Here is a 13,691-nt window from a genome sequence, read left to right as displayed (position 1 = left end):
GAGGCTGGCGAGCACCCCGGATGGCTTGTACTATCAAGCCATTAGGGGATTGTCTTAAGGCCTGACCGCACGGTGGCACGTACCCTCCAGGAACCGCTTCGCAACAAGCGCGCCAGCGCCGCCAAAAAGGCGCCGGCCGTGGCGAACCCACGTCGCCAGCGCCTGTGGCGCGACATCGCGTTGATCCTGATCGCGCCGCTGTTGTTCTACCTGCTGGCGAGCGTGGCGACGTTTTCGCCGGTGGACCCCGGCTGGTCGCATTCGGGCAGCGTGACCGCGCCGCTGCACAACGTCGGCGGCCGCGTCGGCGCCTGGCTGGCCGACGTGCTGCTGTATCTCACCGGCTATGTCGCCTACCTGCTGCCGTTCGTCCTCGGCGGCGTGGCCTGGATCGCGCTGTTCGGCATGGATTCCGACGGTGACGGTGAAGCCGACCTGGGGCCGGCGCTGCGGCTGATCGGGATCGTCGGCTTCCTGGTTTCGGCGACTGGCCTGCTGCAATTGCGGGTTGGCGGCGCGCCCGACTTTTCCGCCGGCAGCGGCGGCATCCTGGGGCAACTGGTTGGTCGCTCCTTGTATCGCGGCTTCGGCCCGGTCGGCGGCAACCTGTTCCTGCTGGCGCTGCTGCTGGTGTCGGTGACGCTGGCGACGGGCCTCTCATGGCTGGCGGTGATGGATCGCATCGGCCAGGCGGTGTTGGCACTGGGCCCGTTGTTCCGCCGCAGCAGCCAGCAGGCGGGGCAGTGGCAGCAGGCGCGCGCGATGCGCGAGGAGCGCGAGGAAGTCCGCAAGTTCGACAGCGAACTGCGCGCCAAGCGGGCCCCGGTCAGGATCGAGCCGCCGGCGCCGACGCAGGTGGAGAAGAGCGATCGCGCCAAGCGCGAGCAGCAGATCCCGCTGTTCCATGTCGGCGACGGCAGCGGCATCCCGCCGCTCGCATTGCTGGACGATCCCAAGCCGCAGCAGAAGGGTTACAGCGAGGAAACGCTGGAAACCGTCTCGCGCCAGATCGAATTCAAGCTCAAGGATTTCCGCATCGATGCGCAGGTCGTCGGCGCTTATCCGGGTCCCGTGATCACGCGCTTCGAGATCGAACCGGCACCCGGGGTCAAGGTCAGCCAGATCTCTTCGCTGGACAAGGACATCGCGCGCGGCCTGTCGGTGAAGTCGGTACGCGTCGTCGACGTCATTCCGGGCAAGTCGGTGGTCGGCCTGGAGATCCCCAACTCGCACCGCGAGATGATCTTCCTCAGCGAACTGCTGCGTTCGAAGGAATACGACAAGTCCGGCAGCCCGCTCACGCTTGCGCTGGGCAAGGACATCGCCGGCCGTCCGACGGTCGCGGACCTTGCGCGCATGCCGCATCTGCTGGTCGCCGGTACCACCGGCTCGGGCAAATCAGTCGCGGTCAATGCGATGGTGCTGTCGCTGCTGTACAAGGCCTCGGCCAAAGACGTGCGGATGCTGATGATCGACCCGAAGATGCTGGAGCTCAGCGTCTACCAGGGCATCCCGCACCTGCTGGCTCCGGTCGTCACCGACATGAAGGAGGCCGCCAACGGCCTGCGCTGGTGCGTGGCGGAAATGGAGCGGCGCTACAAGCTGATGTCGGCGGTCGGCGTGCGCAACCTCGGCGGCTTCAACAAGAAGGTCAAGGACGCGCAGGACGCGGGGCAGCCGTTGATGGATCCGCTGTTCAAGCCCAATGCGGAACTGGGCGAAGCGCCGCGGCCACTGGAAACGCTGCCGTTCATCGTCATCTTCATCGACGAATTCGCCGACATGATGATGATCGTCGGCAAGAAGGTCGAAGAACTCATCGCGCGCCTGGCGCAGAAATCGCGCGCCGCGGGAATGCACCTGATCCTCGCCACCCAGCGCCCGTCGGTGGACGTCATCACCGGCCTGATCAAGGCGAACATCCCGACGCGGATCGCGTTCCAGGTCTCGAGCAAGATCGACTCGCGCACCATCCTCGACCAGTCCGGCGCCGAGACCCTGCTCGGCCACGGCGACATGCTTTACCTCCCGCCGGGCACCGCGATGCCCGAGCGCATCCACGGCGCCTTCGTCAGCGACGAGGAAGTGCACCGCGTCGTCGAACACCTCAAGCAGAGCGGCGGCGGCCCGGACTACATCGAAGGCGTGCTGGAGGAAGTGCAGTCGCTCGGCGATGGCATCGTCGTCGGTGCCACCGGCCTGCCGGAAAGCGGCGGCGGGGCAGGGGACGAGTCCGATCCCCTCTACGACGAGGCCGTGCGCATCGTCACCGAAACCCGGCGCGGCTCGATCTCCGGAGTGCAACGCCGGCTGAAGATCGGCTACAACCGCGCCGCGCGCCTGATCGAGGCGATGGAAGCGGCGGGCATCGTCAGCCCGCAGGAACACAACGGCGATCGCACCGTGCTCGCGCCGCCACCGCCGCGCCCCTGATCCGGCGCACGTCGAAACCGCATTCAGGTCGACGGGGGCAGACTGCCTGCCATTCGCATTCCGGAGACAGCCATGCGCACCTTCTTCCGCGTTGCAGGCCTCGCCATCGCCTTCTGCGCCACCACTAGCGCCTTCGCCGGCGCGCGCGACGACCTGACGGCATTCACGAAAGGCCTGAAGGGCCTCGACGGCCACTTCAGCCAGCAGGTCTTCGACGCCAACGGCAAGCTGAAGGAAACCTCCAGCGGCCGCGTCGCGCTGTCCACGCCACGCCTGTTCCGCTGGGAATACACCAAGCCTTACGAGCAGCTGATCGTCGCCGACGGCAGCCGGGTGTGGGTCTATGACCCCGACCTGCAGCAGGTCACGCGCAGGGCGCAGGGTCCGGCGGAGCAGAACAGCCCGCTGGCGGCGCTGGTCGATCCCGCGCGGCTGGACAAGGATTACCGGATCACGGACGCCGGCAGCGAAGGCGGCCTGGACTGGCTGCAACTCGCCCCAAAGCAGGCCAGCGACACCGGCTTCAAATCCGCGCGCCTCGGGTTCAACGCGCAGGGCCTGGCAACGATGCAGGTGATCGATGCGCTGGGGCAGAAGACCCAGATCGATTTCAGCCAGTGGAAGCGCAATCCCACCTTTGCCGCGGGCACCTTCCGATACGTCCCGGCCAAGGGTGTAGACGTGGTGGGAGAGGGTTGAGCGTTCGCAGGAGCCGCAATCCGCCCGTGCCCTGGGCCGAAGTTCCATGGGTGGCGTCCAGTGCACCCGGGGCAAAACTGACGCCGAGGAGCAATCCATCGCGGCGTCACGGGCCGTCCACAGCCGTGGACGCAAGGTCGAGCCGGACCTTCCCTCCATGAGTGACCAATGCTGCGCGTCCTGTTCACCACCGCCTTGATCCTGGGCACGGCCGCCGTTCTGCAGTTGCCGGTCGTCGCCCAGGCCGGGCTGCCACACCTCTCGACCGGGCAGGCCGCCATCGCGCCGCAATCGCACGCAGAGGGCAGGCAGGCGGTTGACGACGCCACCGCAGCCTCCTTGATCGGCGCGATCACTTCGCAGCTCGGCTCCCGCACGATCACCGTGCGGCTGGGACCGCTGGATGTCGAACCCGCCGGTTTGTCCCAGCGCGACATCAGCGGCCGCGGCCAGTTGCGTATCGACGACGACAGGGCCTGGATTCCGTTCCGCTTCCGCGCGTTGTATGACATGCGAAAGGCGACGACAGGGGCGACCCAGCTGGTGCTGGGCGATGACCGCCCTGCGTTGCTGCTGGCGAGGGATTCGCCACTGGCCGGCCGGTTCCACACGGCACTGTCGCAACGCCTGCAGGGCGAGTTCTCCCAGCAGCATGTCGGCATCACGCTCGACGCCGTGCATTCGGCGCCTGTCGGTGGGCACTACCTCGCAGTGCATGCGCGGGGCAGGGCGGTATTCGGCAGCGACGGCCAGGCCGGCACCGAAGTACACGCGCTCTACGACACCCACAGCGGGCAGTGGCTGCAGCTGGAATACCGGCTGGGCGACGAGGCGAATGGCGACGCCATCGACGAGGCGGTCGCCCTGCGTTGACGGGTCGCAGGGCCGCCCCGCGCGCCTGCTGTGCGGCCTCGCGCCACTTGCTAAGGTGGCGCCCCATCGCGCACCGCCCGCTGGATCGCCTACCGTGGCCCGTCGCAATATTTCTACCCCCACCGATGCACCGGACCTGCTGAGCGTCGACGCATCAGCGCTGCGCCCGCTGGCCGAACGGATGCGGCCGCGAACGCTCGACGATATGGTCGGGCAGCGCCGGCTGCTCGCACCGGGATCGGCATTGCGACGCGCCATCGAAGCCGGCCACGTGCATTCGATGATCCTGTGGGGCCCGCCTGGCTGCGGCAAGACCACGCTGGCCTTGCTACTGGCACATTACTGCGATGCGGATTTCCGGGCGATTTCGGCCGTGCTGTCGGGCCTTCCCGAAGTACGCCAGGTCCTGGCCGAAGCCGCGCAGCGATTCGCCGAAGGCCGGCGCACGGTCCTGTTCGTGGACGAGGTCCATCGCTTCAACAAGACCCAGCAGGATGCTTTCCTGCCGCACATCGAGCGCGGCACGATCCTGTTCGTCGGCGCGACCACCGAGAATCCGTCGTTCGAATTGAATTCGGCGCTGCTGTCGCGGTGCCGCGTGCATGTCATGGACGCCGTCTCGGTCGACGATATCGTGCAGGCGTTGCAACGTGCGCTGGAGGACGAGGAGCGCGGCCTGGGTGGCCGCGGGCTGCGTATCTCCGACGCCGCATTGCGCGACATCGGCGGCGCCGCCGATGGCGACGTCCGGCGTGGATTGACGCTGCTGGAAATCGCCGCGGAGCTGGCTGAAGGCGAGGGTGGCGACATCAGCGAGGCGACGCTCGCACAGGTCCTGGCCGACCGCACGCGCCGCTTCGACAGGGGCGGCGAGCAGTTCTACGACCAGATCTCGGCCCTGCACAAGTCGATGCGCAGCTCCAATCCCGATGCGGCGCTGTACTGGCTCACCCGGATGCTCGATGGCGGCGCCGATCCCAATTACCTGGCGCGGCGGCTGACGCGGATGGCGATCGAAGACGTTGGCCTGGCTGACCCGCGCGCCTTGCAGATGGCCATCGACGTCTGGGAAACCTATGACCGGCTCGGCAGTCCGGAAGGCGACCTCGCGCTCGCGCAACTGGTGATCTACCTGGCCAGCACCGCCAAGTCCAATGCCGCCTACATGGCATTCAACGCCGCCAAGCGCGACGTGCGCGAGTACGGCACCCAGGAGGTTCCGCTGCACATCCGCAATGCACCCACGAAATTGATGAAGGACCTGGGCTACGGCAAGGGATATCAGTACGACCACGACGCCGAAGGCGGCATCGCGCTCGGACAAAGGGGGTTCCCCGATGCCATGGGTGAGCGCATCTACTACCAGCCTGTACCGCGCGGCCTCGAACTCAAGCTCAAGGAAAAGCTCGACGACCTGCGCGCGGCGCGGGCGCGGGCGCTTGGCGAGCCTGATGCCGATGCTTGAACCGTTGCGCCAGACCTGCGCCGCCGGGCTGCGTTATCCCACTGGAAACCGGGACCAGCCCCATTGCAGTTTTGCTGCACATCCTGGCCAGGAGCGTGCGCGGCCAGGATCGACGATGTGCCCATGGACTGGCCTGTCTGCAGCGCCGATGCAATGATCGCGTCATGAACTGGGGCGGATTCCTGGCGGTTGGCATGGGCGCGGCGCTCGGCGCCTGGGCGCGTTGGGGCCTGGGTCTGTGCTTGAACGCGATGCTGCCGCAGCTACCCCTTGGCACCTTGGCCGCCAACGTCATCGGCGGCTACCTGATCGGACTGTCGCTGGCGTGGTTCGCCATCACCGATGGCCTGCCGCCGGAAATCCGCCTGCTCGTCATCACTGGCTTCCTGGGTGGACTGACCACGTTCTCGACGTTCTCGGCCGAGGCCGTCGGGCTGCTGGCGCGCCAGCAATACGGCTGGGCGGCGACCCACATCGGACTGCACCTGGCCGGGTCGCTGGCGGCGACCGCGCTCGGATTCGCCAGCTTGCGCCTGCTCAGGGGCTGACCATGCACGACTGCGTGTACCTGCAATTCTTCGTCATCGAGTCGCAACGCCACGATGGCCAGCCGCTGTACCAATGGCTGCTGCGCGAAGCGTCGGCGCTCGGGTTGCCCGGCGGCTCCGCGTTTCGCGCAATTGCCGGATTCGGCCGCCACCATGTGCTCCACGAAGCGCACTTCTATGAACTCGCCGGTGAGTTGCCGATGGAAGTCGCCTTCGTCGCCAGCCGCGGGGAAACCGATCGCCTAATCGCCCACGTCGCCCAGGCCGGGCTGTCGCTCCGCCATTACCGGATGGCGGTCGAGGCGGGCACCACGGGCGGAGGCTGAGCGTCCCGTCCGGACCGCCGGCTAGGATTTCGCCTACGCAGCGACGGGAGCGAGGGCCTGCGCGTTCTGGACTATCGTGCGCCTTCACAAGGAAGGAGTGGCTCATGCGAAGGATCGCAATGGCCGCCTGCATCCTCGTTGCCGCCTGCGGCACGGGTGCATTGCAGGCGCAGGCGCTGTACATCTGTGCGACGTCGACCGGGAACAGCTATCAACAAATTCCCTGCAGTGCCCCGGCGCGCCTCGTCGGGACGCTTCTCACATCGCCAGAGCCGCAGCCAACCGCCGAGATGCTGGCCCGACGCATGAAGCAGGCCGAACAGGATCGCGCGGAGTCGGCGTTCCTTGCCCATCAGGCCGGAACCGATGGGACGGGCCTGCGACCAGTTCGTGGTGCCCATCGATCGAGCGCCGCACGTTCACGCTGGTACGCGGCCAGGGCTGGATCTCGGGTCGCCGATGCCTGCGGGACGGCCAGGAACGACCGCAAGCGTGTGCTGCAGGAGGTGGGCCTGGGGCGCACGCTGGAACTGATGCGCCGCCTGGACGCGGCGGTCTGGGCGGCATGCGCCCACTGATGGAGTCAGGAAGCAGTGCGCCTAGCTTCTGCCGGTTCGGGTGCCTAACCCGGCCCTGTCGTACTTCGCATAATGCATATTATGTAAACGAAGGGCGTACCAGGAGGAATCCCCACACCACAGCCTTGCCGCGTTCCGCGGCTGGCTGCCGCCTCCACGGGGACTCACCCCGCCTAAGCCCACCAGGAAGCCGGCGAGCCGATCAAATCGGCGCCAACCCCATCGACTCATCGCTCAGCGCGTTGCTGCCCGGGCAAATCACCCATCAGTCCATGCGTGAACCGGTAACTCGCGGTCTGGTAATAGCGCACGGCCTGATCGACCAGGTCGGGTTCAATCGGGATCGGCGGCTGCGGCTGGTCGTTGGTGAACGCCGGCCGCACTTCCTCGACGCTGCGCTTGGGACCCAGCTGGACGAGCCGATCGCCCTTGAGATACCCAAGTTGCTGGTAGTTGCCGATGAAGGCGCGTTCGCGTCCTGGCTCGAGTGCGAACAGGTCCTGGCCGTAGAAGCGGCTCGTATAGCTGATCCCGAGCAGGCCGAGAATCGTCGGCGGAATATCGATCTGGCTGAGCCTGCGTTCCACCCGGCCGGCAGGAATGTGCGCAGGCGAATAGATCCACAACGGGATCCGGTAGCGGAACGTGGGCAGCGCGGCGATGCCGCCGCTGGAAGCGCAGTGATCGGCGGTGATCACGAACACGGTGTCCTTGAACCAGGACTTGCCGCTGGCGCGGCGTATGAAATCGCCGATCGCCCAGTCGGTGTATGCCACCGCGCTGTTTCGCTGCCCCTGCGGCATGTCCACCCTGCCCTTGGGAAACGTATACGGGCGGTGGTTGGAAGTCGTCATGATATGGGCGAAGAACGGCTTTCCGCTGCGGTGCACGCGATCGAATTCGCCCATGGCCATCGTGTAGAGGTCTTCGTCCGCCACGCCCCAGACGTTCTCCGCGTGGATCGTGCCGTCGGCGATCGCTTCGCGATCCTTCACCAGATATCCATTATGGGCGAAGAAATAATTCATGTTGTCGAAGGCGCCATAGCCTCCGTACAGGAATTCTGAAACGTAACCTTCGCGGTTGAAGACGCTGGCCAGGCTGAAAAGATTTTCGTTGTGCGGCCGCTTGACGATCGATTCGCCCGGTGTCGGCGGCACCGACAATGACAGCGCTTCCAGGCCGCGGACCGTGCGCGTACCGGTGGCGTACAGATCGCCGAAGACCAGGCTTTGCGCGCTGAGCTTGTCCAGCTCCGGCGTCAATCCAAGCTTGCTGCCGTAAGTTCCCGAATAACCCGCCGACAGGCTCTCGACGCTGATCAGCACGACGTTCAGCCGCCGCCTTGGCCGATGCGCCGTGATCGTGCGCGTGATGTCGGAGGGATCGTCGTTGACGAAACGTGCATCGGGCGTCTTCAAAAGCGGCCGCAACCCGACGAAAGCCTCATGAATCGGCTCGCTGCGATAGAACCGGTCGTAATCGAGTCCGGCGCTGCGGTACGCGGCGAAGAACTGGTACATGCCATTGCCCGAAAGCTCATTGACGTAAGCGTTGTCGGAGCGATCCTTCATGTCGCCAGTGACCAGCCATGTACCGAGCACAGACACTGCGAGCCAGCACACCGTGACCAGCGTGCGCCGCAGGAAGTGCGTATCGGCAACGCCTGCGCGCGGCAGCAACCAGCGCCGCCCGAGCCAGCACAGCACGGTGGTGGCCACGAACAACACCGACAGGATTGCCGGCACCGGATAGGACTCGCGGATGTTGCCGATGACTTCCGTCGTATAGACGAGATAGTCGACCGCGATGAAGTTGAAGCGCGTCTGGAACTCTTCCCAGAACGTCCACTCGGATACGGCGACGAACAAGGCGATCGCAACCAGCAACCAACCCAGGGCCAGCAGCGACCACCGCCCTAGCCTTGCGCTGAACCAGCGATGCGGCAATAGCCACAACAGCAACACCAGCGGCCAGGCGAAATAGACGAACGTCAACAGGTCGTAACCCAGGCCGATGCCGAATACCCGCGCCCAGTTGCCCGCGCCGGCGGGAACGCCGCTGCCGGCCGCGACCAGCAGCACCACCCGCGTTGCGGTGTTGACCAGCAGCCAGACACCCAGCAGCCAGGCCAATGGACGATAGCGATCCGGGATCTGACGCAGTGGCATCGGGGATTCCTCTGGAAGTTGCACGGCACCGAGGCGCGCCCGGACCTGCCGACGCTGCATCTGACTGGATAAAGACGCGAACCCTACGCGGCGCGGCGAGGCTCGCCAAGGGCCGCGTCGCGCCGGACATACATCAAACGGTCATGATCCCTTGACGGCTGTGGACGGTGCCCGCTAGACTTTCCCGCTTTCCAGCGCGTGGGGCCATAGCTCAGCTGGGAGAGCGCTACAATGGCATTGTAGAGGTCGCCGGTTCGATCCCGGCTGGCTCCACCAATCGACTACCGTCGAACGCTGCATGCAACACGTCCCCATCGTCTAGAGGCCCAGGACATTACCCTTTCACGGTAGCGACGGGGGTTCGAATCCCCCTGGGGACGCCAATCGCGTCAATGACTTAGGCTCGCTTCGGCGGGCCTTTTTCATTTCTTCCGGAGCGCTTCCGTAATTGATTCTTCATGACAATTAATCCTCGCTTTTCAGCGTTGCAACAGCACTTGCAGTAGCGGCACATATGAGGCCAAATGCGCGCACCGAGCCCCTCCGGACCGAACCGTCTCCGTAGGGTGTGCTTGCTAGGCAACCGCCTAGCTAGGCCGGGGGAGCGGATAGAGGGGCGACTTGTTCGCCCCTTTTTCTTTGCTCAGCGAAAAGTCCAGAGATCGCCGATTCGTCCGGCCCGCTGCAGCATTCGCAGCCACCGCACATCTTGTGCATCGTCGCTGCGCTTCGCGCGCTGTATTGCGCCGGCGCACATGTCGGCAAGCTGCACGAGCGAGTCTCCGCAGGAGTCCTTGAACTTCAGATCCTTGATCTGCCCCGAACGCAACTGGCGACGGAGATAGGCTCCTAATTCGCGGCGAAATTCGCGACTTCCGCTGCCATCAATTTTTACGATTGCGTTCCTGAGAGCGCCGTTATCGTTTTGCAGCAGCTTCTGAACGAAGAAGTTATAGAACTTCTTTGGCTCACCTCGAAGATGATCGCTGTAAAGGTCGCACTTCGCTACAACAAGCGCCCTCACAACAAAACCCATCGGGCAGACCGTCTCAAAGAAATCGTCTCGCACCTTATCGCGGCATTTCGAGAATTTAAACTCCGGCTTGACCCCTAGACGGTCCCTGGCCTTGGCGATTGCTTTACCGGCCCTCTCTGCTTCGGAGAAGTCGTCAAAGATCACCATCGCAATTACGAAGTGAGAGGAAGATTTGCGGACGACCTTAAAGCCCGGGTCTCCACTTTCATCTATCAGTACGAGCACTGGATGGCCAAGGGTTAAGTGATTGATGCCTATTTCAGGATCTATTTGGAAGGCAAAAACTCCGGTTAGCAAGGCTTGACAGCGGTAACGACGAAAATGGCTTGCCATTTGCTAAGCCAGCTAAGCGATAAGCGCTTGCATAGCCAAGCATCTGCAGCCTACCCCCACATCTAGTAGGGGTGTTGCAGATAAGACTGTGGATAGTTATTTGCCGTCGCAGGTTTTGCGACGGAACTAGCTAGGGAGCGTCTTCCCGTTGCCGCTCTAGCACTTCCTCGCGCAGCACTACCACGTCACGGGGCGCAGCGATGCCCAGGCGAACCCCGTGCGGGTCGGCCAGCATTACCTGGATCAGGATGTCGTCGCCAATGGCGATAACCTCGCCTTCCTTGCGCGTGATGATCAGCATTTCACTTTCCTTGTGATTGGCGTTGCCTGCTACAGACGCGCGGCGGCCCGAAGTCTATTCATCAGCTCGATGTAAGCCTTCTGTGCTATTTCACCGCGGCCCGTTTGATCGAAAGAGGTGTCTTCCGTCCAGGTGAAGCCCATATCCTCCGCAGCGCGGAAGGCCGTCCTTAGCGCTTCCTTGTCAGGATGGGATGCCAGCAACGCGGTAATCGCGACTTCAAGACCGATGATCTGGCCAAAGACTGAGCTTGATTCGATGTCATGCCGATCCATTGCGCGCCCCCTTCAATCGGACGCTTAGCTTATCCAGCGGGGCATCGATAGCCTAGCGGTTCCGATTGATCCAGCGCCTTTGCTCCCGGCCTGAAGCTTGGGCGATCTGTCCAGGGGTTTTGCTGTCCATCAATCCCTGCACGACAACCGTTTGATTGACGACAGTCGATCTTCCTTGGCCTCCATCCGTTGCTCGCTCCATCCGCACACCCAACTTGCCGTCCGGCCCCTTGTGCAGCGGGAGGATCGCTTCAGGGCCGGCCTCGCCATAGACGCCAAGACGGCCGCCGCTGGTGAACATCGTGGCGCGGTCCACAACGCCACCATTGGCGAATGCGGTCACGCCGTCAGGGAATGCAGCACCCTTCGCAATGCCGCCCCAGCCGCCGCCACTACCGCTGACCAGGCCGGCAATCGCCGACAGCCAGCCTCCGCCTGACGTGCCGGATCCGTTGGTGCCCTGCTGCCCGAACAGTTGATCGATCCACTTGTCCGCAATGGCGCGGGTGATCTGCTGCGCCAGCTCGTTGAAGAAGTCCTTGAGTGCATCCTTCGCGGACTTCGCGCCGGTGACGAAATCCGTCAACGCATCGGATGCACCCCGGCGGAAGTCGTCCATCAAGTCGATGGCCTTCTGCCGAGATTCGGCCTCGGTCTGGTTCGCCCGCGCCTGCGCGAGTGCCGCTTGGGCATCGGCGCTGCGCAGGTCCGTCCCTGCGGCGATCAGTGCGTTCATCACCGCGCGCTCGGCATTGGTCTTGCCGATCATGCGGATTTCAGCCTCTTGCGCGGCTAGCACCTGGCCCACTGGGTCGAGCTGCTTCTTGATTTCTTCGGTGGTGTGCGCGTAAGCCGCTGCCTCCTTCGCCTTCGCCTGCACAAGTCCTGCGGCTGCCGTAGGAGACTGCTTGGCCAGCGCCTCCAGTTCCGCAAGCCGCTTCTGGTGCTCTCGTTCGGCCTGTGCCAGCGGGCCATCCAGCGCCGCCACCATGTCCAGGAAGGACTGCGTGGCTCGATCCTCCGTAGCAACCTGCCTCGCGAGGTCGTCCGCCGCGCCCTTGGTCAGGTCGATCGGCGCCGCACGCCCTGCGGTTGCAGTTCGCGTGCGGGTTCCTGTCTTACCGCCCCCACCCGACGCCGCCGCCGCGGCACGGGCGGCGGCAACCTGTTCTTCGATTTCGGACTGCTTTATCCCAGCCTTGCGCCCAACGTCTCGAATGTGCGCGATCTCGGTTTCCAGTTGCTTGGCTTTCGACAGATGGCTTTCGCGGATCTTGCCGAACTCGTCTTCAGCGGCCTGACGAGCGCGATAGGCCGGCGTGTCGACGTAATCCTCGCCGGTGATGATGTTGAACTTCGGCTTCGCCTGCTGCGCGTTCGCCGGCGTGGCTGCGAGGATGGCGGCTGCCGTGCCCTGCCCGCCAGGAATCGCAGCGAGGATCTGAGCGGCGATCTTGGCGGCTCCTGCCTGGCGCCGGAAGCCGTCCACCACCTTGTCGAAAGCCTGGCCCGCGGCATGTGACACGTCGCGCCATGCGGCCGATAGCACGCTAATGTTTGCGACCACTTCAGGCGTTCGCGTGTTGATCGCGCTGGAATACAACTTGAAGGCAAGTGCGACAGCATCGGCTTCCCGCCCCTGCTCCTTCAGCGCTTCGATTTGCCTGAGGGTTTCGCCAGTCAGGAAGTGGGTGACGTTGGTGCCGTCACCAATCGCGTCATTGAGCTTGACGATCGCATCGAGTGGCTTGTCAGCGAGAGAGGCAAACTCTGCGATGGTCTGCTGAATCGATCGCCCCGTTGCATCGTGAAGATTGATCGCAGCCTTGGCGACCTCTTCGAACTGTGCCGTGGTGAATTTGCCGGTTGCGGCTACCGCCGCCAATGCACTACTCGCGCCATGCGCCGTGGCGTTGGTGCTGGCGTCCAGGTCCCGCACCATCGTAGAGAGGCGACCCGAGGTTAGTTCGGCCGCGTTGCCGGTGAGTATCAGCGCCTTGCTGAGGTCGGCCGCTTCGTCGGCGGCTTCCTTCCATGCGAGCAACAGGCCGAACGTCGCCGCGGCGGCGAGCGTGTAGGGGTTCACCAGACCCAGCACCGCGCCACCCAACGCGCGCGCCGCCGGCACAATGCCGCCGAACATGTCCTTCAGTTGGCCGCCCTGCTGCAGGAAGACAGTCAGCGGGCGCTGGCCGCCCTGCAATGCGACCGCGATGTCGGTGATCTGCGCGGGCACACCGCGCAAAGCTGCGGCTGTCTGCTTTGCACTCTGGCCGTAGGCGTTCATCGCCTTCCCGCCGGTGATGAGTTTCGCTGTCGCCGCGTCGTGCGCTGCCAGCAGGCGCTTCTGCGTCTCGCCGGCGGTCTGCGTCTCGATGCGCCAGCGGATGATCTCTTCCCGGGACTTGCCCAGGGTGGCGATCTGCTTCTCCAGCGATGCGACCTGGCGCTTGGAGTTCTGCTCCATGGAGTCGGCGGCCCTCTTCGCCGACTTCGCCATGTCCTCCGTCGATCGCTTGGCCTTGGAGACCCCCGCGTCGAAGTTCGACGTGTCCACCACGAGGTCAAGGCGGGCAGTGCCGATGCTCTCGGTCATGCAGTACCTCCTAAGTCAGGAAACGCGAGGTGAGCCAATGGGAGGCATCCGGGCCCG

The 13,691-nt window shown here is 64.6% G+C and carries 12 protein-coding genes and 2 tRNA genes; 9 read left to right on the top strand and 5 right to left on the bottom strand.

Features of this window, described 5'->3' with window-relative positions:
• The first annotated feature begins 138 nt into the window (after positions 1-138).
• The 7 genes from G7B67_RS02410 to G7B67_RS02380 all read left to right on the top strand — a co-directional run bounded on the left by G7B67_RS02410 (position 139) and on the right by G7B67_RS02380 (position 6,922).
• Positions 139-2,433, top strand: a complete 2,295-nt coding sequence (locus G7B67_RS02410) for a DNA translocase FtsK (RefSeq protein WP_425482399.1) — start codon at positions 139-141, stop codon at positions 2,431-2,433.
• 72 nt (positions 2,434-2,505) lie between these two features.
• Complete coding sequence (gene lolA, locus G7B67_RS02405) at positions 2,506-3,132, top strand: outer membrane lipoprotein periplasmic chaperone LolA (RefSeq protein ID WP_166207241.1); 627 nt, start codon at positions 2,506-2,508, stop codon at positions 3,130-3,132.
• A gap of 168 nt (positions 3,133-3,300) precedes the next feature.
• Positions 3,301-4,005, top strand: a complete 705-nt coding sequence (locus tag G7B67_RS02400) for a hypothetical protein (RefSeq protein WP_166207238.1) — start codon at positions 3,301-3,303, stop codon at positions 4,003-4,005.
• Positions 4,006-4,114: 109 nt separating this feature from the next.
• On the top strand, positions 4,115-5,470 hold the full coding sequence (locus G7B67_RS02395) for a replication-associated recombination protein A (protein WP_425482403.1): 1,356 nt from the start codon (positions 4,115-4,117) through the stop codon (positions 5,468-5,470).
• 164 nt (positions 5,471-5,634) lie between these two features.
• Positions 5,635-6,018, top strand: a complete 384-nt coding sequence (gene crcB / locus G7B67_RS02390) for a fluoride efflux transporter CrcB (RefSeq protein ID WP_166207232.1) — start codon at positions 5,635-5,637, stop codon at positions 6,016-6,018.
• A 2-nt stretch (positions 6,019-6,020) separates the two neighbouring features.
• Positions 6,021-6,344, top strand: a complete 324-nt coding sequence (locus G7B67_RS02385; protein ID WP_166207229.1) for a DUF190 domain-containing protein — start codon at positions 6,021-6,023, stop codon at positions 6,342-6,344.
• Positions 6,345-6,448: 104 nt separating this feature from the next.
• Positions 6,449-6,922: a hypothetical protein gene (locus G7B67_RS02380; RefSeq protein ID WP_166207226.1), complete on the top strand. Its 474-nt coding sequence runs from the start codon at positions 6,449-6,451 to the stop codon at positions 6,920-6,922.
• A 227-nt stretch (positions 6,923-7,149) separates the two neighbouring features.
• On the opposite strand, the gene G7B67_RS02375 is transcribed toward G7B67_RS02380, so the two are convergent.
• Positions 7,150-9,093 (bottom strand): LTA synthase family protein, encoded by a 1,944-nt coding sequence (locus tag G7B67_RS02375; protein WP_166207223.1) that lies wholly within the window; start codon positions 9,091-9,093, stop codon positions 7,150-7,152.
• Positions 9,094-9,293: 200 nt separating this feature from the next.
• Between G7B67_RS02375 and G7B67_RS02370 the strand changes: the two genes are divergently transcribed.
• Positions 9,294-9,369, top strand: a tRNA-Ala gene (locus G7B67_RS02370).
• Positions 9,370-9,400: 31 nt separating this feature from the next.
• Positions 9,401-9,476 (top strand) — tRNA-Glu (locus tag G7B67_RS02365).
• Positions 9,477-9,736: 260 nt separating this feature from the next.
• Here the strand turns inward: G7B67_RS02365 and G7B67_RS02360 are convergent.
• The 4 genes from G7B67_RS02360 to G7B67_RS02345 all read right to left on the bottom strand — a co-directional run bounded on the left by G7B67_RS02360 (position 9,737) and on the right by G7B67_RS02345 (position 13,634).
• Positions 9,737-10,462, bottom strand: coding sequence for a DUF3800 domain-containing protein (locus G7B67_RS02360; RefSeq protein ID WP_166207220.1), 726 nt, complete (start codon positions 10,460-10,462; stop codon positions 9,737-9,739).
• A gap of 130 nt (positions 10,463-10,592) precedes the next feature.
• Positions 10,593-10,763 carry a carbon storage regulator gene (locus tag G7B67_RS02355; RefSeq protein WP_166207217.1) on the bottom strand — a complete coding sequence of 57 codons (171 nt, stop codon included), beginning with the start codon at positions 10,761-10,763 and terminating at the stop codon, positions 10,593-10,595.
• Positions 10,764-10,792: 29 nt separating this feature from the next.
• Positions 10,793-11,038, bottom strand: coding sequence for a hypothetical protein (locus tag G7B67_RS02350; RefSeq protein WP_166207214.1), 246 nt, complete (start codon positions 11,036-11,038; stop codon positions 10,793-10,795).
• Between the two features lie 52 nt (positions 11,039-11,090).
• Positions 11,091-13,634, bottom strand: a complete 2,544-nt coding sequence (locus G7B67_RS02345; protein WP_166207211.1) for a phage tail tape measure protein — start codon at positions 13,632-13,634, stop codon at positions 11,091-11,093.
• Between the last annotated feature and the right edge of the window lie 57 nt (positions 13,635-13,691).

It is taken from the genome of Cognatiluteimonas telluris (assembly GCF_011320095.1).
In the GTDB taxonomy this organism is placed as follows: Bacteria; Pseudomonadota; Gammaproteobacteria; order Xanthomonadales; family Xanthomonadaceae; genus Cognatiluteimonas; species Cognatiluteimonas telluris.
This window is presented reverse-complemented; position numbering and strand designations above follow the sequence as displayed.